Annotated in this window: 23 protein-coding genes and 1 pseudogene; 12 read left to right on the top strand and 12 right to left on the bottom strand. The window is 67.4% G+C overall.

All coding sequences use genetic code 11. The features are described 5' to 3' along the window. Positions 1 to 102: 102 nt before the first annotated feature. The 3 genes from ACK4K7_RS08775 (at position 103) to ACK4K7_RS08765 (ending at position 2,428) form a co-directional block, all read left to right on the top strand. Positions 103 to 831, top strand: a complete 729-nt coding sequence (locus ACK4K7_RS08775; RefSeq protein ID WP_431865522.1) for a sterol desaturase family protein — start codon at positions 103 to 105, stop codon at positions 829 to 831. 513 nt (positions 832 to 1,344) lie between these two features. Further along, entirely contained in the window at positions 1,345 to 2,052 is a 708-nt protein-coding gene (locus tag ACK4K7_RS08770; protein WP_431865268.1) for an HNH endonuclease, read from the top strand. 16 nt (positions 2,053 to 2,068) lie between these two features. Then, positions 2,069 to 2,428 (top strand): hypothetical protein, encoded by a 360-nt coding sequence (locus ACK4K7_RS08765; RefSeq protein WP_431865266.1) that lies wholly within the window; start codon positions 2,069 to 2,071, stop codon positions 2,426 to 2,428. 103 nt (positions 2,429 to 2,531) lie between these two features. Here the strand turns inward: ACK4K7_RS08765 and ACK4K7_RS08760 are convergent, their stop codons facing one another. The 5 genes and pseudogenes from ACK4K7_RS08760 to rpsM form a co-directional block, all read right to left on the bottom strand. Continuing rightward, positions 2,532 to 3,329, bottom strand: coding sequence for a hypothetical protein (locus tag ACK4K7_RS08760; protein ID WP_431865264.1), 798 nt, complete (start codon positions 3,327 to 3,329; stop codon positions 2,532 to 2,534). 261 nt (positions 3,330 to 3,590) lie between these two features. Next, positions 3,591 to 3,743: pseudogene (locus ACK4K7_RS08755) on the bottom strand (type II toxin-antitoxin system HicB family antitoxin); the annotation flags it as partial. Between the two features lie 184 nt (positions 3,744 to 3,927). Beyond that, entirely contained in the window at positions 3,928 to 5,004 is a 1,077-nt protein-coding gene (locus tag ACK4K7_RS08750) for a DNA-directed RNA polymerase subunit alpha (protein WP_431865263.1), read from the bottom strand. 100 nt (positions 5,005 to 5,104) lie between these two features. After that, on the bottom strand, positions 5,105 to 5,494 hold the full coding sequence (gene rpsK, locus ACK4K7_RS08745; RefSeq protein WP_019831586.1) for a 30S ribosomal protein S11: 390 nt from the start codon (positions 5,492 to 5,494) through the stop codon (positions 5,105 to 5,107). Between the two features lie 80 nt (positions 5,495 to 5,574). Continuing rightward, on the bottom strand, positions 5,575 to 5,943 hold the full coding sequence (gene rpsM / locus ACK4K7_RS08740; protein WP_431865261.1) for a 30S ribosomal protein S13: 369 nt from the start codon (positions 5,941 to 5,943) through the stop codon (positions 5,575 to 5,577). A 471-nt stretch (positions 5,944 to 6,414) separates the two neighbouring features. Here rpsM and ACK4K7_RS08735 point away from each other — a divergent pair, with 471 nt between their 5' ends. Continuing rightward, positions 6,415 to 7,053 carry a tetratricopeptide repeat protein gene (locus tag ACK4K7_RS08735; RefSeq protein WP_431865260.1) on the top strand — a complete coding sequence of 213 codons (639 nt, stop codon included), beginning with the start codon at positions 6,415 to 6,417 and terminating at the stop codon, positions 7,051 to 7,053. Positions 7,054 to 7,069: 16 nt separating this feature from the next. Here the strand turns inward: ACK4K7_RS08735 and grxD are convergent, their stop codons facing one another. The 4 genes from grxD to putA form a co-directional block, all read right to left on the bottom strand. Beyond that, positions 7,070 to 7,396 carry a Grx4 family monothiol glutaredoxin gene (gene grxD / locus ACK4K7_RS08730; protein ID WP_431865258.1) on the bottom strand — a complete coding sequence of 109 codons (327 nt, stop codon included), beginning with the start codon at positions 7,394 to 7,396 and terminating at the stop codon, positions 7,070 to 7,072. Between the two features lie 11 nt (positions 7,397 to 7,407). Continuing rightward, positions 7,408 to 7,641 carry a BolA family protein gene (locus ACK4K7_RS08725; RefSeq protein ID WP_431865256.1) on the bottom strand — a complete coding sequence of 78 codons (234 nt, stop codon included), beginning with the start codon at positions 7,639 to 7,641 and terminating at the stop codon, positions 7,408 to 7,410. Positions 7,642 to 7,645: 4 nt separating this feature from the next. After that, the gene (locus ACK4K7_RS08720) at positions 7,646 to 7,972 is read right to left on the bottom strand and encodes a DUF1476 domain-containing protein (RefSeq protein WP_431865254.1); all 327 of its coding nucleotides are present in this window, start codon (positions 7,970 to 7,972) and stop codon (positions 7,646 to 7,648) included. A gap of 73 nt (positions 7,973 to 8,045) precedes the next feature. Then, a complete protein-coding gene (gene putA / locus ACK4K7_RS08715; RefSeq protein ID WP_431865252.1) occupies positions 8,046 to 11,102 on the bottom strand; it encodes a bifunctional proline dehydrogenase/L-glutamate gamma-semialdehyde dehydrogenase PutA in 3,057 nt (1,018 codons plus the stop codon). 81 nt (positions 11,103 to 11,183) lie between these two features. Here putA and ACK4K7_RS08710 point away from each other — a divergent pair, with 81 nt between their 5' ends. Further along, positions 11,184 to 11,639 (top strand): MaoC family dehydratase, encoded by a 456-nt coding sequence (locus ACK4K7_RS08710; protein WP_431865250.1) that lies wholly within the window; start codon positions 11,184 to 11,186, stop codon positions 11,637 to 11,639. A 9-nt stretch (positions 11,640 to 11,648) separates the two neighbouring features. On the opposite strand, the gene ACK4K7_RS08705 is transcribed toward ACK4K7_RS08710, so the two are convergent. After that, positions 11,649 to 12,038, bottom strand: coding sequence for a type II toxin-antitoxin system death-on-curing family toxin (locus tag ACK4K7_RS08705; RefSeq protein WP_431865248.1), 390 nt, complete (start codon positions 12,036 to 12,038; stop codon positions 11,649 to 11,651). A gap of 1 nt (position 12,039) precedes the next feature. Next, positions 12,040 to 12,264, bottom strand: a complete 225-nt coding sequence (locus tag ACK4K7_RS08700) for an AbrB/MazE/SpoVT family DNA-binding domain-containing protein (RefSeq protein ID WP_431865246.1) — start codon at positions 12,262 to 12,264, stop codon at positions 12,040 to 12,042. A 115-nt stretch (positions 12,265 to 12,379) separates the two neighbouring features. Here ACK4K7_RS08700 and ACK4K7_RS08695 point away from each other — a divergent pair, with 115 nt between their 5' ends. From ACK4K7_RS08695 to ACK4K7_RS08670, 6 genes are all read left to right on the top strand, one after another. Further along, positions 12,380 to 13,558 carry an acetyl-CoA C-acyltransferase gene (locus tag ACK4K7_RS08695; RefSeq protein WP_431865244.1) on the top strand — a complete coding sequence of 393 codons (1,179 nt, stop codon included), beginning with the start codon at positions 12,380 to 12,382 and terminating at the stop codon, positions 13,556 to 13,558. A gap of 63 nt (positions 13,559 to 13,621) precedes the next feature. After that, on the top strand, positions 13,622 to 13,870 hold the full coding sequence (locus tag ACK4K7_RS08690) for a type II toxin-antitoxin system Phd/YefM family antitoxin (protein ID WP_431865243.1): 249 nt from the start codon (positions 13,622 to 13,624) through the stop codon (positions 13,868 to 13,870). Next, complete coding sequence (locus ACK4K7_RS08685) at positions 13,867 to 14,325, top strand: PIN domain-containing protein (protein ID WP_431865241.1); 459 nt, start codon at positions 13,867 to 13,869, stop codon at positions 14,323 to 14,325. The genes ACK4K7_RS08690 and ACK4K7_RS08685 overlap by 4 nt, the downstream gene beginning before the upstream one ends. Further along, on the top strand, positions 14,309 to 14,704 hold the full coding sequence (locus ACK4K7_RS08680) for a YkvA family protein (RefSeq protein ID WP_431865239.1): 396 nt from the start codon (positions 14,309 to 14,311) through the stop codon (positions 14,702 to 14,704). Before ACK4K7_RS08685 ends, ACK4K7_RS08680 begins: the two co-directional genes overlap by 17 nt. Before the next feature lie 271 nt (positions 14,705 to 14,975). Then, on the top strand, positions 14,976 to 15,818 hold the full coding sequence (locus ACK4K7_RS08675) for a metal-dependent hydrolase (protein ID WP_431865238.1): 843 nt from the start codon (positions 14,976 to 14,978) through the stop codon (positions 15,816 to 15,818). Positions 15,819 to 15,954: 136 nt separating this feature from the next. Beyond that, positions 15,955 to 16,383 (top strand): hypothetical protein, encoded by a 429-nt coding sequence (locus ACK4K7_RS08670; RefSeq protein ID WP_431865236.1) that lies wholly within the window; start codon positions 15,955 to 15,957, stop codon positions 16,381 to 16,383. A 26-nt stretch (positions 16,384 to 16,409) separates the two neighbouring features. Here ACK4K7_RS08670 and ACK4K7_RS08665 read toward each other — a convergent pair whose 3' ends face one another. Next, a complete protein-coding gene (locus tag ACK4K7_RS08665) occupies positions 16,410 to 16,622 on the bottom strand; it encodes a DUF2945 domain-containing protein (RefSeq protein WP_431865234.1) in 213 nt (70 codons plus the stop codon). Positions 16,623 to 16,710: 88 nt separating this feature from the next. Between ACK4K7_RS08665 and ACK4K7_RS08660 the strand changes: the two genes are divergently transcribed. Continuing rightward, a complete protein-coding gene (locus tag ACK4K7_RS08660) occupies positions 16,711 to 17,892 on the top strand; it encodes a glycosyltransferase family 4 protein (protein ID WP_431865233.1) in 1,182 nt (393 codons plus the stop codon). Positions 17,893 to 18,417: the final 525 nt, after the last annotated feature.

The raw sequence follows: 18,417 nt of genomic DNA, 5'->3' as shown, positions 1-18,417 counted from the left end.
GCGGCATGGCGGCAGGCATGCGCCGATGACAGGGAAAACCAGGTGAAACTCGCACATACGCTGCGCCCCTCTTTCTGGAGGCGCGAACATCATCTCGACAAGATGACGTTGAAGGAACTGGTGGTCGCCTATTTCCAGTATCCGGCGATCATCGCCTATCTGCTGCTCTCCGTCGTGGCGCTGGGCGTCTTCGCCTGGAGCCCGGCGCCGCTCGCGCCGACGCTGGTCACGGTCGCGGTGGCGAGCTTCATCTATCCCTTGGTGTGGTACGTCCTCCACCGCTGGGTGCTGCACAGCCGCTGGATGTTCAAGGTGCCGCTGCTCGCCTCCACCTGGAAGCGGATCCACTACGATCACCACCAGGACCCCAATCATCTCGAAGTGCTGTTCGGCGCGCTCCACACGACGCTGCCGACCATCGCCATCGCGACGGCCCCGATCGGCTACGCCATCGGCAGCTTCTGGGGTCCCGAAGCGGCGATCGGCGGCGCGGCGATGGCGTTCGCCACCGGCCTCGTCACCACCTGCTTCTACGAATTCTGCCACTGCATCCAGCATCTCGCCTACAAGCCGAAATCGAAGTGGCTGGCGGAAATGAAGAAGCGGCACATGGCGCACCATTTCCACGACGAGAACGGCAATTACGGCATCACCACCTTCCTGTGGGACAAGCTGTTCGGCACCTTCTACGACCGCGCCGAGCGGCCGGAGAAGAGCCCGACCGTGTTCAACCTGGGCTACACGCCGGAGATCGCCGAACGCTATCCCCACGTCGCCCGCCTGTCCGGCGGCGTCGCCACCGGCCACCCGAGGAAGCGCGGCCGCGACTGAAGGCGCGCACCACGCGGCGGCAGGCCGGGACGCCCGCAAGGCGCCCGCGAAGGACCTGCCGGGCGCGCCAAATCTGAGATGCCGCGGGCGCGCAAAAGCTTGGTTGCGCGGGCTTGGTCGCACCTTGTCCGGGCTGAACCGGCTCCGAACCTGAACCTGACAGCGGTTTCGTCTTCGAAAAACCCGCGGATTCGCGTCGAACTTCACTTCATGCACGTGTTGCGCAACCAAAAGTGCGAACTTCGTCCATCCGGCGCGGAAACGGCGGGCGCGGCGGAGCGGCCGATGAGCAGACGATGTCAAAGAGCGCTTGCCGCGAAGGGTCGCAGGCGAATTCCTACATTGCAAGTGGGGTGGGGGTTCGCGCGGCACCAAGCAAAGGCTTGCCTCCTTCGCTAACGACAATAGGCTGGAACTCGGCCGGCTGGCGATGCCGGCCATGGAGGCAGGGTGGCCAGTCGCGTCAGATGGAACGAGGCGGAGACCAAGCGCGCCCTCTACCTCTATTTCCAAATGCCGTTCGGCCAGATTCATTCGGGCAACCCCGAGATCATCGCGCTCGCCGAACGGATCGGCCGTACGCCGTCCTCGGTGGCGATGAAGCTCGCCAATTTCGCGAGCCTTGATCCCGCCATCACCCGCACCGGGCGCAAGGGGCTGGAGGGCGCCTCCGCCCTCGACCGGGCCATCTGGGCCGAGTTCAACAAAGATTGGACCGGCGCCATTCTGGACGCCAGCGCCTTGGAGGAGCAGCAGCCTCCGGCGCCCCACGCCCTGCATGAATCGCGCGCAACCTTCTCCTACGAGGCCCCTGCCGGAGCGACCACCACGCGCGTGGAGATCGAGCAACGCCTGGGCCAGGCTTTCTTCCGCCGCGCGGTGATGGCCAATTTCAGCAACGCCTGTTGCGTCACCGGCATCGCCGATCCGCGGCTCCTCAACGCCAGCCACATCGCGCCCTGGAAAAGCGACGTCGCAAACCGCCACAACCCGCGCAACGGCCTTTGCCTCTCCGCCACCTTCGACCGCGCCTTCGACCGCTATCTTATGACGGTGACACCGGACCTAGAGGTGCGGATTTCGAGACAGCTGCTGCAAAGCGCGAGCAAGGCAACCCGGGATTATTTCACACCCTATCACGGCCGCGCGCTGAGGGAGGCCACCCACTTGGCGCCCGACCCGGCCTTCCTGCGCCGGCACAATGCGCAGTTTCTGTCCTGAAGACGGAGCGATGAACATGATCACGCTGTTCGAATATCTCTACCGCGACGCGGGCAACTACAAGGCGTTCGGATCGGTCGCGCTGGAGGGCGCGCTGACTGAGGAGGAACTGGAGCAGGTACGCGCTCGCTTCCTCGCAAACGACAGCCTGTTCATCACCGAGCAGATCGAGGTGCCCGCGCTTTATCCGCAGCTCTATCAGTGGAGCGGCGGCCCCACGGGAGACGACCACTGCTGGCATGAGTTCGCTGGCATCAGGGTCGTGCACGGGGGAGAAGTGCCTGCCGACATCCGCATCGTGGGCAGCGCACAAGATTTTGTGAAAACCCTTATGGCGGTAGGAACTTGGAAGGAGGAACGATCCCGACATTTTTGACCCGGTGTGGAGCGGACCCCATCCCGCCCGACACCGTTCATTCATTTCACCAATGGAGAAAACGGATTAACCTGCCTCTCCCGCCGACGGGAAGTTCCTTCGTTTAGAACAACTTGTTGAAGAGCTTGGAATCCGCCTCAAGCAGCCGGCGCAGCATCTGGTTCGTGTAGAACATGTCTGGGCTCGCCTGCGTGGGGAGCACGTGGGTTGAATAGTCCGGCGCCTCCGGATCAAGGGTGAAGGTTACCAGCCCCAGCCCATGGATGGTGCACAGCGCCTTCAGCCGACCAAGATCGTCCTCGCTAGTAGTATTCGGTACGACGATGTAGCTCTTGTGGGAAAACAGTCGGTAAGCGACCGCCTGCCCGAAGGCGACCACCGGCTGCCCCGGGTCGATCTTGATCTCGGCGGCGACAATCTGTGGCTCGAATTTCAGAAGATCTTGGACACGCGGCTTTAGCACCCCGATCACGTCCGGCGTTCCCCACTTGCCCCTGAGCACGCTGCCACCGAGCGACACCGCCTCGTTCGCGTCTTCGGCGACGTCGATTAGCCATTGGGCGAAACTCTGATAGAAGTCCGCTTCCGAGAAGCGCACCGTTTCATGCGCTTCTGTCTCGACCTCCACCACCTCGGCGGCAACCGCTCGATCCTCGGCGACAGCTTCACGTGAGTCCGCATCAACATATTTGGCGAGCTGATAAGTACCGCGGGCGACCTTCACGATGTCAGAACTGGTCGTCAGTAGTGCGTGCAGTCCACCATGCACGCTGTTGTACGGCGTTTCGGGATCTCGCCCGTGAACGGTTTTGAGCAGGTCTGACCAACGAATGCCGCCCGGTCGCTCCTCAAGGACGCGCCTTGCACTTTCTTGGATCTGCTTTCGATTTAGCTTGGCCATTGCCCCTCCGTCGGTACCTTGGATGAACTCGCTGCAAAAAGAAAGCGGCCAGCCTCACCGCGCGAGCCTAAGGCCGCGCACGGAGACAGGCGACCCACTTCGCTCACGACCCGGCCTCCTGCATCGGCACAACGAGCAGATCTCTCCTGAAGACGGAGCGATGAACATGATCACGCTGTTCAAACCGGAGAGGGAAGATAGTCGAACCAGTCGAGGTCAATGTTTGCGGCGCAGAGCTTTACCACCGAGCGCCGAATCTCCTCACGCCGCAGAGCGGCGGAGGCGGGGTTCCGGAACGGGTCGGTCCATCTCCTCGGCAGCCTCGATCCAGCAGGTGATCGCGTCGTAGACGTTTTCAAGCGCTTCGTGCGGCGTCTCGCCATCGGACATGCAGCCGGGCAGTTCGGGTACAGTCGCCGGGAATCCGCCGCCGTCCCCCGGTCAGCGGCTCGATGACTCACGTTGTATATGCCGCTTGCATTCATCCGGTCAGCTTTCCTCTCGAGCCGCCCTATGTTTCGCCGCGGTCCGGGCAAAAGAAAAGGGCCGCCTCTCGGCGACCCTTCCCTTTCCCTGAAGCCGGGTGGAAGTACCACTTTTACCCGAGCAATTCCTGCTCCAGCTTCTTGGCCATTTCCTCGATATTCTCGGGCGGCCAGCCGGGGATGTCCATGCCGAGGCGCAGGCCCATGCTGGACAGCACTTCCTTGATCTCGTTGAGGCTCTTGCGGCCGAAATTCGGCGTGCGGAGCATCTCGGCCTCGGTCTTCTGGACGAGATCGCCGATGTAGATGATGTTGTCGTTCTTGAGGCAGTTGGCGCTGCGCACCGACAGCTCCAGCTCGTCCACCTTCTTGAGGAGGTAGCGGTTGAGCTGGTTGGCGTCGCGCTCCGCGTCGGCCGCGCCGACGCCGGCGCCGGCATGGGCGTGACCGCCGGTCGGGGCGGAGGCCGGCATCAGCGCGTCGTCGAAATGGACGAACAGCTGCAGCTGGTCCTGGAGGATGCGGGCCGCATAGGCGACCGCGTCGTCGGGGCTGATCGTGCCGTCGGTCTCGACGGTAAGCGTCAGCTTGTCATAGTCCAGCTCCTGGCCGACGCGGGTGTTCTCGACCTTGTAGCTGACCTGGCGGACCGGGCTGTAGAGCGCGTCGACCGGGATGAGGCCGATCGGCGCGTCGGCCGGGCGGTTGGAGGCGGCGGGGACATAGCCCTTGCCGGTCTCCGCGGTGAGCTCCATGTTGAGCGTCGCGCCTTCGTCGAGATGGCACAGGACGAGGTCCGGGTTCATCACTTCGATGTCGCCGGTGGTCGCGATCTGGCCGGCGGTGACTTCGCCCGGACCGGTGGCCGACAGCTGCAGACGGCGCGGCTGATCGCCCTCCATGCGCAGCGCGACCTGCTTCACGTTGAGGACGAGATCGGTGATGTCCTCGCGCACGCCGGCGAGCGAGGAGAATTCGTGCAGCACGCCCTCGATCTTGATCGAGGTGACGGCGGCGCCCTGCAGCGAGGAGAGCAGGACGCGGCGCAGCGAGTTGCCCAGCGTCAGGCCGAAGCCGCGCTCCAGCGGCTCGGCGACGAAGGTCGCGCGGCGGCGGCTGTCGCCCGCGGCCTTCTTCTCGAGGGCGTTGGGCTTCTTCATTTCCTGCCAGTTCTTTGCGTTGACGGCCATGTTGTTCCTCTGGCGGTTGGGGGGCGCCTGTCCGGACGGCGCCGTCCCGTTGATCTTCATGCGACCGGCGGCATGGGGCGCGGACCCATGCCGTCCGGCGTCAGACGCGGCGGCGCTTGGAGGGGCGCACGCCGTTGTGCGGGATCGGGGTCACGTCGCGGATCGACGTGATCTGGAAGCCGACCGCCTGCAGCGCCCGCAGCGCGCTCTCGCGGCCCGAGCCCGGGCCCTTCACTTCGACTTCCAGGGTGCGCACGCCATGTTCGGCCGCCTTCTTGCCCGCATCCTCGGCCGCGACCTGCGCGGCATAAGGGGTGGACTTGCGCGAGCCCTTGAAGCCCATCATGCCGGCCGAGGACCAGGCGATGGCATTGCCCTGCGCGTCGGTGATGGTGATCATGGTGTTGTTGAAGCTGGCGTTCACATGCGCGACGCCGGCGGTGATGTTCTTGCGCTCGCGCCGCCGAAGGCGCTGAGGTTCGCGTGCCATAGTCTCTACCTACCTAATCTCGTGTGTAGCCGGGGCGACTCCCAAGAGCCTCCGGCGGAGTAAACCGTCTCCCGGACGGTTTACTTCTTCTTGCCGGCGATCGGCTTGGCCTTGCCCTTGCGGGTGCGCGCATTGGTGTGCGTGCGCTGGCCGCGGACCGGAAGGCCCTTGCGGTGACGCAGGCCCCGATAGGACGCCAGGTCCATCAGCCGCTTGATGTTCATCGCGACTTCGCGCCGGAGGTCGCCCTCGACGGTATAGTCGGAATCGATCGCTTCGCGGATCTGGAGGACTTCCTGGTCGGACAGGTCCTGCACGCGGCGCTCGGCGGCGATGCCGAGCTTGGCGGTGATTTCCCTGGCCTTGGTGCGGCCGATGCCGTGAATGTAGGTCAGCGCGATCTCCACGCGCTTGTTGGTCGGGATGTTGACACCCGCGATACGTGCCATGTGATGCTTTCTCCTGCTCCACAGGAGGGCTGGCCACCCTCCCATCTCAGCGCTTCGTGGCCCCGCCGAAACGGACATAACCGGCGCGCGCACGAGGCGCCGCCGGCGGGCCGGATTAACGGGATGGGCGGCAAATAGGAGCAGGGACCAACCGTGTCAAGCGAGCGCCGGCCGGTTGCGCGGACCATCTGTCGGCGACGCTTACAGAATTGGCAAGGATTAAAGGCCGTTCACCATCGAAAGCCGCGCGGATCCGCGCTTCGCCGCAACTGGCACGCGCCATGTATCCTTCACCGCGTCCACATATTCCACTCGAGGGGCGGGCCTCGGCGCTTTCTTCCGGTCGCGCCGCCCGCCCTTTTCTTTTTCCGCCCGGCTTCCGCTGCCTCTCCGCCGTCGCCGCATCGGCGGGGAACTTACCGCTTGCGCGATCGGCCCCGTCTCCGCACGATGGCGGCGGGGGGTGTCCGGATGAAAAGGTTGGCTGCGCTCCTGCTGATGCTGGCGGCACTCGGGTCCTGCTGGGAGTTAGGGCCGGAAAGGCCTCCCGAGACCAAGGACCGGCTCCCGCCGGAGATGATGGAGCGGCTGGTGGCGGAGCCGATCGCCGCGGTCCGGGCACACGGCATCGACGCGGGGCGCGCGGATTTCGCACGGCTTCTGAGCGCCGAGGAAGCGCGGAGCGGCGCCGCAAGCGTCGAAGCCGCCGATCTTCACATGTCGTTCGGCATCGGCCTTTTCCTGCTCAGGACCGAGGAGGAACTGGACGGGCGCGCGCTGCTGCTCGCGTCCCGGGACTATGTCCACGCTTCGATCGACCTTTACCGCGCGGCGTTCGGCCCCGGCCATCCGGAAGTGGCGGTCGCGCTCCACAGCTTCGCGGACATCGAGGCGGAGATTCACGGGCAACGCCTGACCCCTGCCGCCGAAGCGGCCCTTCGCGAGGCGGTGCGGATCCGCCGCGCGACGCTCGGTGCCCGTCATGCGGAGACCCGGGGCGCCGTGAGGCGGCTGGCGTCGCTCAGGAACAGCGAACCGGACGATTCCGCCGGCCGTGCTCCGGACGAAGCCGGTACGGCCGTCGCAGATCTCGAAGCGCAGCCGGAATAGCCGGCGAACGGCCCGCTCAGGCCTTGGCGACCTGCTTTTCGTCGAGGAGCTGCTGCAGCTCGCCGGCTTCGAACATCTCCATCATGATGTCGGAGCCGCCGAGAAATTCCCCCTTCACGTAGAGCTGGGGGATGGTCGGCCAGTCGGAATAGGCCTTGATGCCCTGGCGAATCTCGGGGTCCTGGAGCACGTCCACCGTCTCGTACTGGACGCCCAGATGATCGAGGATCGCGACGGCGCGGCTCGAAAAGCCGCATTGCGGGAAGAGCGCGGTACCCTTCATGAACAGGACGACGTCGTTCTGGTTGACGATCTCGTCGATGCGGCTGTTGGCGTCGGCCATGTCTTCGCTCCTCAATCGGGGGTGGCGGTGGTGAGCTGGAGCGCGTGGAGCACCCCGCCCATCCGCCCGCCCAGCGCCTCGTAGACGCGCTGATGCTGTTTCACCCGGGGCATGCCCCGGAAGCTTTCGGAGACCACGCGGGCGGCATAATGGTCGCCGTCGCCGGCCAGATCGGTGATCTCGACCCGCGCGTCCGGGATGCCTTCGCGGATCAGCCGCTCGATCTCCTCGGCCGCCATCGGCATCGGATCAGTCCATGCTCTCGATGAACTGCCGCCGCGCCTCGACCTGCTTGTGGTCGAGCTGCTCGCGGATCCGGGACTCGTCGCACTCGACGCCCGCGGAGGTGAGGTCGCCCAGCACCTTGCGGATGACGTCGCCGTCGCCCGCTTCCTCGAAATCGGCGCGGACCACGTCCTTGGCATAAGCGTCCGCCTCGGCCTCGGTCAGGCCCATCAGCTTGGCCGCCCACAGGCCGAGCAGCCGGTTGCGGCGCGCCGTCACCTTGAACTGGAACTCCTGGTCGCGGGCATACATGTTCTCGAATGCCTTTTCGCGGTCGTCGAACGTGGTCATGGCGGTCCTTCGCTTTCTTTCAACGGCCCAGATAGGGCCCGCGCGGTCCCCGCGCAACGTGAGTTCGGATCGATCAGAGCCCGACATCCTCGAGGCTGAGCAGGGTGGCGTTGCCGCCCGCGCTGGTCGTGTCGGTCGAGGTCACGCGCTCGGCGCAGAAGCGGGGCAGATAATGCGGCCCGCCCGCCTTCGGACCGGTGCCCGACAGGCCCTCGCCGCCGAACGGCTGGGAGCCCACGATCGCGCCGATCATCGACCGGTTGACGTAGAGGTTGCCGACGGTGGCGGCGCCTTCCACCGCCTCGGCCGCGCGGGCGATGCGGCTGTGGAGGCCCATGGTGAGCCCGAAGCCCGACGCGTTCACCCGCCGCACCGTTTCGGCGAGGCTGCCCGCCCGCCAGGTGGCGACGTGCAGCAGCGGGCCGAACCATTCCCTGTCGACATCCTCCACTCGGTCGACGCCGATCAGGGTCGGCGGGACGTAGAGGCCGCCTTCGGGCGCGCCGATCGTGTGGAGCCAGCGGTCCTGCATCCGCTCGCGATGCCCCATCAGCTTGTCATAGGCGACGCGGTCGATCACCGGGCCGACATCGGTGGCCGGATCGGCGGGATCGCCGACGACCAGGCTATCCATCGCGCCTTTCAGCATGTCGAGCGTGCGGTCGGCGATCTCTTCCTGAAGCAGCAGCACGCGCAGCGCCGAGCAGCGCTGGCCCGCGGAGCGGAAGGCGGAGGTGACGACGTCCACCACCACCTGCTCCGGCAAGGCGGTCGAATCGACGATCATCGCGTTGATTCCGCCCGTCTCGGCGATCAGCGGCACGATCGGCCGGTCGTCGTCGGCGAGTAGGGTGCGGGCGATCTTCTTGGCGGTGGCGGTGGAGCCGGTGAAGGCGACGCCGGCGATGCGCGCATCCTCCATCAGCGTCTGGCCCGTCTCCGGCCCGCCGGGCGCGAAGACCAGCGCAGCCTCGGGAATGCCCGCCCCGTGGGCGAGGCCGACTGCGAAGGCGGCGATCTCGGGCGTTTGCGGCGCCGGCTTGGCGACGACCGTATTGCCGGTCACCAGCGCCGCCGTGACCTGGCCGAGGAAGATGGCGAGCGGGAAGTTCCAGGGCGCGATGCACACCCAGACGCCCCTGCCCTCCATCCTGAGCAGGTTGCGCTCGCCGGTCGGCCCGGGAAGCTCCACCGGCTGCAGGCCCGCGCGCGCCTGGGCGGCATAATAACGGCAGAAGTCGACCGCCTCGCGCACCTCGGCGAGCGCGTCGCCGATCGTCTTCTTCGCCTCCTGCACGCAGATGCGCATCAGCTGGTCCCGCTCCCGCTCGAGCAGGTCGGCCAGGCGGTCGAGGCAGGCCGCGCGCTCTTCCACCGTGCGGGCCGACCAGGCCGGGAAGCCGGCGAGGGCGCGGGTGACGGCGTCCTGCCCCCTCTCCCCTTCAGGGGAGGGGTTGGGGGTGGGGGCTGTGGGTGAGCTGCCTTGGCTGCGTGTCGTCGCGCCGACCGGCCCCTCCCCAAACCCTTCCCTGAAGGGGAGGGGCTTCTCGACCACCTCCGCCACCCGCCGCAGCTCCCGCCGCTCGAGCAGGTCGATGCCGCGGCTGTTCTTGCGTTCCGGCATGAACAGGTCCTCGGGCAGCGGGATCGATGGATGGCGGCTGCCGCCGACCGCCGCCACCTTGGCGACCGGATCGGCGAGGATGTCCGCGTCCGTCATCCGCTCGTCGGCGAGCTGGTGGACGAAGGAGGAATTGGCGCCGTTCTCCAGCAGGCGGCGCACCAGATAGGCGAGCAGGTCGCGATGCCCGCCGACCGGCGCATAGATGCGGGTCCGGTAACCCTGCTCCCACACCAAATTTTCGTAGAGCCCCTCGCCCATCCCGTGCAGCCGCTGGAACTCGAAGTCGCGGCTCTTGCCCGCCCATTCGAGGATGGTGGCGACGGTGAGCGCATTGTGGGTGGCGAAGGCGGGATAGATGTGGCGGGCGGCGAGCATGTCGCGCGCGCAAGCGAGATAGGAGACGTCGGTCGCCGCCTTGCGCGTGAACAGGGGATAATCGACGAGGCCCTGCTCCTGGGTCCGCTTGATCTCCGTGTCCCAATAGGCGCCCTTCACCAGACGGACCGCGATGCGGCGCCCGGTCTTCTCACCCAGCGCATCCGCCCAGGCGAGCGTCGGACGGCAGCGCTTGCCATAGGCCTGCACCGCCATGCCGAGCCCGTCCCAGCCCTTGAGCTGCGGAAGGCCGGCCACCGCCTCGATGATGTCGAGGCTCATCTCCAGCCGTTCGCTCTCCTCCGCATCGATGGTGAAGGCGATGCCGGCGTCCCGGGCGAGGCCGGCCAGCGCCTCCACCTGTTCGATGAGGTGCGGCACGCAGCGCTCATATTGCGCGACTTCGTAGCGGGGATGAAGCGCGGACAGCTTGACGGAGATCGAATGGCCTTCCTCCGCCACCCGCCCCACCGCGCGGATCGCATCTTCATAAGCGGCATAATAGCGGCCGGCGTCGGGAAAGGTGCGCGCCGCTTCGCCCAGCATGTCGAAGCTGGCGGTGAAGCCTCTGTTCTCGCGCTTGCGCATGCGCTGGATCGCTTCGTCGATGGTGCGGCCCATGACGAAGATCTCGCCCATCATCCGCATCGCCGCGCCCACGCCCTGGCGGACGAACGGCTCGCCGGCACGGGCGATCAGGCGCTTCAGCGCGCTCGCCTGCTCGGTCTCGCTGACCAACGCGCGGCCGATGACGAGGCCCCAGGTGGCGGAGTTGACGAGGGTGGAGTGGGACTTGCCGGCATGGGCGCGCCAGTCGGCATTGCCGAGCTTGTCGGCGATGAGCTGGTCGGCGGTCTCGGGATCGGGCACGCGCAGGAAGGCTTCGGCGAGCGACAGCAGAGCGACGCCTTCGGACGTGTTGAGGCGATATTCCTGCAGGAACTGGTTGACCCAGCCGGACGCCTGGGCGGCGCGCAGATCGGCCAGCATCGCCGACGCGCGGTTCTCGACCCGGCGGCGCGATTCGGGGCTAAGCCGCGCATCGCGCAGCAGCGGCGCCAGCACCTCGGGTTCAGCGGCACGGTGCAGCCGTGCGATTTCCTTGCGCGCCGAAGCCGTAGCGTCAGCCATTCTCTCTACTCCCGAGGGCTTGAGTATCGCCGCGGCGCGGCCTTAGGATCGGCCCCCTAACGCCTGACGAAGGGAGGCTCAATGCCGGTCGCCGACATCGACGAGATCAGACAGCGCGTGGGGGAGGAGATCGGGGTCTCCGACTGGATCGAGGTGGACCAGAAGGCGATCGACCTGTTCGCCGACGTGACCGGCGATCACCAGTTCATCCATATCGATCCGGAGGCGGCGGCGCGGACGCCGTTCGGCGGCACGATCGCGCACGGCTTCCTCACCTTGTCGCTGCTGAGCCAGATGGCGTCGGGCGTGATGCTGCGGCCGCCGACCACGAAGATGGGCGTCAATTACGGCTTCGAGAAGGTCCGCTTTCTCGCCCCGGTCCGCGCCGGCAAGCGCGTCCGCGGCCGTTTCACCCTCGCCTCGTTCGACGAGAAAGGGCCGGGCCGCTACCAGTTCGTCCACAATGTGACGGTGGAGATCGAAGGCGAGGACAAACCCGCCCTCATCGCCGACTGGATCGGGATGGTGTTCGCTTAGAGTATCCGCTCAAGGACGAGCCACGAGGTGGCCGCGGAACCATTCGGCCATGTCCTGCTCCGACAATTCCCCTGCCGCCAGCGCGAGGAAGGCGACCACCACTTCCGCATCGTTGGCGGTAAGGTCGTAGCCGTTGAGGTTGACGAAGGTTTCGCTCACCACCGCCGCGGTGCGCTTGTTGCCGTCGACGAATGGGTGATTGCGCGCGATTCCGAAAGCATAAGCGGCGGCGAGGGCCGCCACGCCCGGTTCTTCATAAGCGGCCAGGTTCATCGGGCGGGCGAGGGCGCTTTGGAGGGCGCCCGCGTCCCGCACGCCCGCGCCGCCGCCATGCTCCGCAAGCTGTTCGGCATGAGCGACCTCGGCCAACTCGGCCGCGATCCACAGCCATTGGGCCATTCTACTTTGCCAGCTCGCGCAAGGCTATCCGCCGCCGGCGCATCACTTCGCGCGCGGCCGCCATCTGCGCCTCGAAGTCGGCGCGGGGCACCGACAGCTCGATGCCGCGCGGCGTGCGGCTGACGGACAGGGTGCCGCCGACCTCCACGCCGAGCTCGGCGAGCAGATCCTTCGGCAGGATGACGCCTGCCGAATTGCCGATCTTGGTGACCTTGAGTGCGTTCATACCACGGTTATAACATGTGGGTCACCGTGGGTCCAGCCCGCCCACGCCGCATCGGCTTCCCACCGCGCGCGCGAGTCGCTAGGACCGCTTTACGTTCACGTCAGAGGATCCTGCCATGACTCGCGAAGCCGTCATCGTTTCCACCGCCCGCACGCCGATCGGCAAGGCCTATCGCGGCGCTTTCAACGCCACGCCTTCGCCGACCCTCGCCAGCCATGCCATCAAGGCCGCGGTGGAGCGGGCGCGCATCGATCCCGCGGAAGTGGACGACGTCATCATGGGCGCCGCCCTGCAGCAGGGCGTGCAGACGACCATCGGCCGCACCGCGGCGCTGCGCTCCGGCCTGCCGGTGACGGTGGCCGGCATGTCGATCGACCGCCAGTGCGCGTCGGGCCTGATGTCGATCGCGACCGCGGCCAAGCAGGTGATCGTCGACCGGATGGACGTCGTCGTCGCCGGCGGCGTCGAATCGATCAGCCTGGTCCAGACGCCGGAAATGCGGGTGGGGCCGGATCCCGAGCTGCTGTCGATGCACAACGGCGTCTACATGCCGATGATCCAGACGGCCGAGGTGGTCGGCAAGCGCTATACGGTGAGCCGCGAGCGCCAGGACGAATATGCCCTGCGCTCCCAGCAGCGCACCGCCGCCGCGCAGGCGGCCGGCCTGTTCGACGACGAGATCGTTCCCGTCACCGCGAAGATGATGGTGAAGGACAAGGAGACCGGCGAGACCTCCATGAAGGAGGTCACGCTCTCGAAGGACGAGGGCAACCGGCCGCAGACGACGCTGGAAGACCTCCAGAAGCTGCAGCCCGTGATGGGCCCTGAAGCGATGATCACCGCCGGCAACGCCTCGCAGCTGTCCGACGGGGCGTCGGCCTGCGTCGTCATGGAGGCGTCTCTCGCCGCCGAGCGCGGGCTCCAGCCGCTCGGCCGCTATCTCGGCATGGCCGTCGCCGGCACCGAGCCGGACGAGATGGGCATCGGCCCGGTCTTCGCGGTGCCGAAGCTGCTGAAGCGCTTCGGCCTCGGCGTCGAGGATATCGGGCTTTGGGAGCTCAACGAGGCGTTCGCGGTCCAGGTGCTCTATTGCCAGGACCGGCTCGGCATCCCCGACGACCGGCTGAACGTCAATGGCGGTTCGATCTCGATCGGCCACCCCTACGGCATGTCCGGCGCGCGCCTCACCGGCCACGCGCTGATCGAAGGCAAGCGCCGCGGCGTCCAATATGCGGTGGTGACGATGTGCGTGGGCGGCGGCATGGGCGCCGCCGGCCTGTTCGAAGTGCTGTAACGGCATTGATCGTGCTGGCCGGCCTCGCTATGTTGCAACCGTAGCAACAGAAAGGGGCCGGCCATGGCGGCGCTGTCGATCCGCGAGCTCAACGCCAACATCTCGAAGGTCATCGCCCGCGTCGAAGCGGGCGAGACGATCGACATCGCCCGCAACGGCAAGGTGGTGGCGGAACTGCGGCCCAAGCGGCGCCATCGTCCGGACGACTGGTGGGAGGCGTGGCGGCAAACCGAGGCGCTGCTCGAACGCGGTCTGCCCCTCGGCGTCGGAACTCTCGGCGAGGACGACAAATATGGCGACGCGCCGCTGTGAGGCTGACCCTCGACAGCAACATCCTCGTCTACGCCTTCGACAACGCGGCATCGGCGAAACGAGACGTTGCCCGGTCGCTGCTGCTCGACCTCCGCGATGCCGATCTCGTCTTCACCGCGCAGGCTCTGGCGGAATTCGCCAATGTCGTCCGGCGCAAGCTCCCGGCGAGCTATGACGTCGCGAAGGACCAGATCGCGCGCTGGGCGCGGCTCTATCCCGTGCTTTCGACGTCGGGCGACGACGTGATCCGCGCCGCCGATTTCGCCGCGCGTCACAGAATCCAGCTCTGGGATGCGGTGATCTGGCAGGTAGCCCGGTCTGGTGGAGCGACGCTGTTCCTGAGCGAAGACCTGCAGGACGGTTGGATGCGCGAGGGCATGACGGTTCTCAACCCCTTCAACGCCGCGAATTCCGAGCGGTTGGCGAAAGCGATCGGCGATGCCGCGCAGGACTGATCGCCGCGCGCGTCGCGCCTCGCTCGTCAAAAGGATCCGGATCGAGGCGCATGCCGCATGGCTGGCGGCGCGCGATCCGCGCACGCCCTGGCATGCCCGGGCGTTCGGCTTCCTGGTGGCCACTTACGCGCTCTCGCCGATCGACCTCATCCCGGACTTCATCCCGGTGCTGGGGCTGGTCGACGACATCGTCATCATTCCCGCGGGCATGTGGCTGTTCGCGCGGATGGTGCCGGAAGAACTGTTCGCGGAGCACCGCGCCGCGGCGGCCGAGGCGGCGGAGCGGCCGACCAGCGTCGCCGGCATCTTCCTCATCCTCGGGCTCTGGGCGCTCGCGGCGATGGTCGTCCTGTCGATCCTGCGCTGGCACTATGCCTGAACGGCGAAAGGCCGCCCCGCGGGTCGCGCGGGACGGCCTTTCCATTGTCTAGCCGGAAGCGGCCCGTGCCTTAGGCGCGGACCTCCACGGAGGCCGCGCTCACCGGATCAGCCGCTTTGGGCTTGGGACAATGAGACATCAGACCACCTCCTTTCAGTTGTTGAACAGTTCCGCGTAGATGGGAGATCGACAAGCGAATTCAAGAGCTTGCTCCGCCCTATTGACAATCGTGTAAATGGGCGGGCACCTTCGCCCCCGAAGGAGCCCCGCCATGACCGCAGCCGCGACCCCGAGCGACCTCGTCATCGAACCCCGCAACCTTCGCTTCGGGCGGGAGCGCGCCGCCGCCCGCTGGTGGCTGGGCGGCGATCCTTATGGCAGCGCCTGGCACAATTCGCTGTCCCTCACCTTCCCGCAGGGCGAGGCCTTCTTCATCGAGACGGTGCGCCGCTTCCGCGACGAGGTTCCGGCGCCGCTGCGCGACCAGATCGACGCCTTCGTGAAGCAGGAGGCCTATCACACGCGCGAGCATGTAGCGTTCAACGACCAGGTGTCGGAGGCGGGCTACGACACGAAGCCGATGCTCGACTGGGCGCGCATGCGGCTCGACGAGACGCGGGAGCAGCATCCGGTGGCGCAGCTGTGCGTCACCGTCGCGCTCGAACATTTCACCGCCATCTTCGCGCATCAGATGCTGAAGGACCCCGGCCTGTTCGACGGCGCGCCGGACGAGGCGCGGCGGATGTGGCTGTGGCATGCGATCGAGGAGGTGGAGCACAAGGCGGTCGCGTTCGACACCTATCTCCACGTCACCCGCGAGCTGAAGCCACGGCGGCGCTGGCTGATCCGCTCCGCCGTGTTCTGGAAGGTGTCGCGCAATTTCGTCCGCTTCCGCACCCGCGACGCCATGGCCCTGCTCCGGCAGGACGGGATCAAGGGCGCCGGCGCCTGGGCGCGGATGATCTGGTATCTGGTCGGCCGCCCCGGCATCCTGCGCCGCGTCTTCCCGATGTGGCTGAGCTATTTCCGCCCGGGCTTCCATCCCTGGATGCACGACGACCGCGCCCTGCTCGACAAGGGCAAGCGCGAGCTGGGCCTCGGTTCCGGCGGCTGATCTTTCGCTTTCCGTCGAATTAACCGCGCGGATTCATCGCAAACGAACCTCTCGCCCGTAGAGGATCGTGCCGGACAGGTGCGGTCGGTTCGGGAAAGGGGGCGCGATGACTGGGGCACTGAGCTTGCGGGGTCGGGTGACGCTGCCTTTGCGCAGGTGGCTGGTCGGGCGGAGCTTCGCGTTCCGCGGCACGGCGGACGCGCCCGACGGGCGGATCCGGGGCCGGCCGATCGTCGGCGCGCGCAGCGTCGAGCGGATGATCGCGGAGCGGTGCCTGCGCGCCCGGTCCTTTCCCGGCCGCCCGCTCGACTGGGGCTGGACGCTGATGCTGACGCTCTACCATGCGCGGCTCGTCGGCCGGCGCATGACCGCGGGCGACCTCGAAGAGGCGCTGCCGCTCACGCCCGAACGCACGCGCGCGCTGATCGAGGACTTGTGCCGCGGCGGCCAGTGCATGCCGATCGCCCCGCCGTCGGACCCGGACCGGGTGTTCATCGCCCTCACCCACGACACCGCCGCGCGCATGGCGGACCATTTCGTCGAGATGGAAACGCTCCTGCCCTGAACCCAGCGGAGCGGTGACGCCCGGGTTCAGTCCAGTTCGGAGCCGAGCTTCAGCACCTTGGTGCCGTCTTCCTGCTCGATCAGGTAGGCGGGATCGTCCTTCGATCCGTTGCGCACCACCTTGCTGCCCTTCAGCGTGCGCTGGACCCGGCGTTCGAAGCGTTCAGCGATCTTGCCCTCGGCGGTGCCGGAGCCCCAGTTCCACCGCACCTTGCTGCCCTTTGCATGCGCGTTCGACATAGGCGCTTTCTCCTTCCGGGAAGGGAAAGCGCGGGCCTGGCCGGCGTTCCCATTGGCGGCGGGCGCCTGAAGCGCTATCGGGCGCCCGATGGACGTCACCGACCTGCGCATCGCCCTGTTCAGCGGCAACTACAATTATGTCCGCGACGGCGCGAACCAGGCGCTGAACCGGCTGGTCGAATATCTGCTGCGCCAAGGGGCGGCGGTCCGCATCTATTCGCCGACGGTGGAGGATCCGGCCTTCCCGGCCAATGGCGACGTCGTCCACATCCCCGCCCTTCCGGTACCCGGCCGCGCCGAATATCGCGCGCCGATGATGATCCCGCCGGCGGCCAAGCGGGACATCCGCGCTTTCGCGCCCAACATCTTCCACATCGCCAGCCCGGAGATCCTGGGCCACCGCGCCGTGACGATGGCGCGCAAGATGGACGTGCCGGTCGTCGCCTCGGTCCACACCCGGTTCGAAACCTATTTCCGCTATTACAATCTCGCCTTCCTGGAGCCGCTGGTCGAGGCGGGGCTGCGCCGCCTCTACCGCCGGTGCGACGCGATCTTCGCGCCCTCGGATTCGATGGCGCAGCTGCTGCGCGACCAGCGCATGAACTATGACGTCGGCATCTGGACGCGCGGGATCGACCGGGAAATCTTCCATCCCGGGCGGCGCGATCTCGAATGGCGGCGCGGGCTCGGCATTGGCGACGACATGCCGGTGATCGGCTTCATCGGCCGGCTGGTGATGGAGAAGGGGCTCGACGTGTTTTCCGACACGATCGACCGGCTCGCCCGGCGCGGGGTGGCGCACAAGGTGCTGGTGATCGGCGAAGGGCCGGCCCGCGCCTGGTTCGAGAAGCGGCTTCCCCAGGCGGTGTTCGTCGGCCACCAGACCGGGGCCGATCTCGGCCGGGCGGTGGCGTCGATGGACATGCTGTTCAACCCGTCCGTGACGGAGACGTTCGGCAACGTGACGCTGGAGGCGATGGCCTGCGCCCTCCCGGTCGTCGCGGCGATCGCGACCGGCAGCCAGAGCCTCGTCACCGACGGGGTGACCGGCCGCCTGGTCCGGCCCGGCGCCTGCGACCAGTTCGCCGACGCGCTCGCTTTCTACTGCCGCGACCCCGACGCGCGGCGCCGCGCCGGCGAGGCGGGCGAGGAAGTGAGCCGCCGCTACGGCTGGGACGCGGTCAATCAGGAACTGGTCGACCATTATCTGCGCATCATCCGCCAGCACCGCGAAGGCGGCCGCCAACCCCGCCGCAGCCCGGTGCCGTGACCTTCTTCCCCCTCTCCCCCTAGGAGAGGGCTTTCGCCGCCTCCGCTTCGCTGCTCCGGGCGAAGCTGTCTGCGCCGCGGGCACGGGCCTCCCTCCAGCCCCCTCTCCCTCTGGGAGAGGGCTGGGGTGAGGGTCCCGGCCTCCGCGAGGACGCCCCGCCTTTTCGCCACCCCCGGTGCCCCTCACCCAACCCTCTCCCGGGGGGAGAGGGCTTCTGCCGCTTCCGCTTCGCTGCTCCGGGCGAAGCTGTCTGCGCCGCGGGGTCGGGCCTCCTCCAACCCCCTCTCCCTCCGGGAGAGGGTTGGGGTGAGGGTCCCGGCCTCCGCGAAGACGCCCCGTCTTTTTCGCCGCCCCCGGTGACCCTCACCCAACCCTCTCCCGGGGGGAGAGGGCTTTTGCCGCCTCCGCTTCGCTGCTCCGGGCGAAGCTGTCTGCGCCGCGGGCACGGGCCTCCCTCCAGCCCTCTCCCTCTGGGAGAGGGCTGGGGTGAGGGTCCCGGCCTCCGCGAGGACGCCCCGCCTTTTC

Source organism: Allosphingosinicella sp. (assembly GCF_046295735.1).
GTDB lineage: Bacteria > Pseudomonadota > Alphaproteobacteria > Sphingomonadales > Sphingomonadaceae > Allosphingosinicella.
The sequence above is the reverse complement of the archived record's forward strand: the minus strand, read 5'-3'. Positions and strand labels throughout refer to the sequence as shown.

Excerpts from the sequence above, each read along its gene's own strand:
- ACK4K7_RS08760 (WP_431865264.1), bottom strand. The coding sequence starts at position 3,329 with ATGGCCAAGCTAAATCGAAAGCAGATCCAAGAAAGTGCAAGGCGCGTC.
- putA (WP_431865252.1), bottom strand. The coding sequence starts at position 11,102 with ATGGCTGACGCTACGGCTTCGGCGCGCAAGGAAATCGCACGGCTGCAC.
- ACK4K7_RS08750 (WP_431865263.1), bottom strand. The coding sequence starts at position 5,004 with ATGGCCGTCAACGCAAAGAACTGGCAGGAAATGAAGAAGCCCAACGCC.
- ACK4K7_RS08725 (WP_431865256.1), bottom strand. The coding sequence starts at position 7,641 with ATGCCGATGGCGGCCGAGGAGATCGAGCGGCTGATCCGCGAAGGCATC.
- ACK4K7_RS08700 (WP_431865246.1), bottom strand. The coding sequence starts at position 12,264 with ATGAACGCACTCAAGGTCACCAAGATCGGCAATTCGGCAGGCGTCATC.
- ACK4K7_RS08660 (WP_431865233.1), top strand. The coding sequence starts at position 16,711 with ATGGACGTCACCGACCTGCGCATCGCCCTGTTCAGCGGCAACTACAAT.
- ACK4K7_RS08675 (WP_431865238.1), top strand. The coding sequence starts at position 14,976 with ATGACCGCAGCCGCGACCCCGAGCGACCTCGTCATCGAACCCCGCAAC.
- ACK4K7_RS08770 (WP_431865268.1), top strand. The coding sequence starts at position 1,345 with ATGCCGTTCGGCCAGATTCATTCGGGCAACCCCGAGATCATCGCGCTC.
- ACK4K7_RS08705 (WP_431865248.1), bottom strand. The coding sequence starts at position 12,038 with ATGGCCCAATGGCTGTGGATCGCGGCCGAGTTGGCCGAGGTCGCTCAT.
- ACK4K7_RS08735 (WP_431865260.1), top strand. The coding sequence starts at position 6,415 with ATGAAAAGGTTGGCTGCGCTCCTGCTGATGCTGGCGGCACTCGGGTCC.
- ACK4K7_RS08695 (WP_431865244.1), top strand. The coding sequence starts at position 12,380 with ATGACTCGCGAAGCCGTCATCGTTTCCACCGCCCGCACGCCGATCGGC.
- ACK4K7_RS08710 (WP_431865250.1), top strand. The coding sequence starts at position 11,184 with ATGCCGGTCGCCGACATCGACGAGATCAGACAGCGCGTGGGGGAGGAG.
- ACK4K7_RS08690 (WP_431865243.1), top strand. The coding sequence starts at position 13,622 with ATGGCGGCGCTGTCGATCCGCGAGCTCAACGCCAACATCTCGAAGGTC.
- rpsK (WP_019831586.1), bottom strand. The coding sequence starts at position 5,494 with ATGGCACGCGAACCTCAGCGCCTTCGGCGGCGCGAGCGCAAGAACATC.
- ACK4K7_RS08665 (WP_431865234.1), bottom strand. The coding sequence starts at position 16,622 with ATGTCGAACGCGCATGCAAAGGGCAGCAAGGTGCGGTGGAACTGGGGC.
- rpsM (WP_431865261.1), bottom strand. The coding sequence starts at position 5,943 with ATGGCACGTATCGCGGGTGTCAACATCCCGACCAACAAGCGCGTGGAG.
- ACK4K7_RS08765 (WP_431865266.1), top strand. The coding sequence starts at position 2,069 with ATGATCACGCTGTTCGAATATCTCTACCGCGACGCGGGCAACTACAAG.
- ACK4K7_RS08720 (WP_431865254.1), bottom strand. The coding sequence starts at position 7,972 with ATGACCACGTTCGACGACCGCGAAAAGGCATTCGAGAACATGTATGCC.
- ACK4K7_RS08680 (WP_431865239.1), top strand. The coding sequence starts at position 14,309 with ATGCCGCGCAGGACTGATCGCCGCGCGCGTCGCGCCTCGCTCGTCAAA.
- grxD (WP_431865258.1), bottom strand. The coding sequence starts at position 7,396 with ATGGCCGACGCCAACAGCCGCATCGACGAGATCGTCAACCAGAACGAC.
- ACK4K7_RS08775 (WP_431865522.1), top strand. The coding sequence starts at position 103 with ATGACGTTGAAGGAACTGGTGGTCGCCTATTTCCAGTATCCGGCGATC.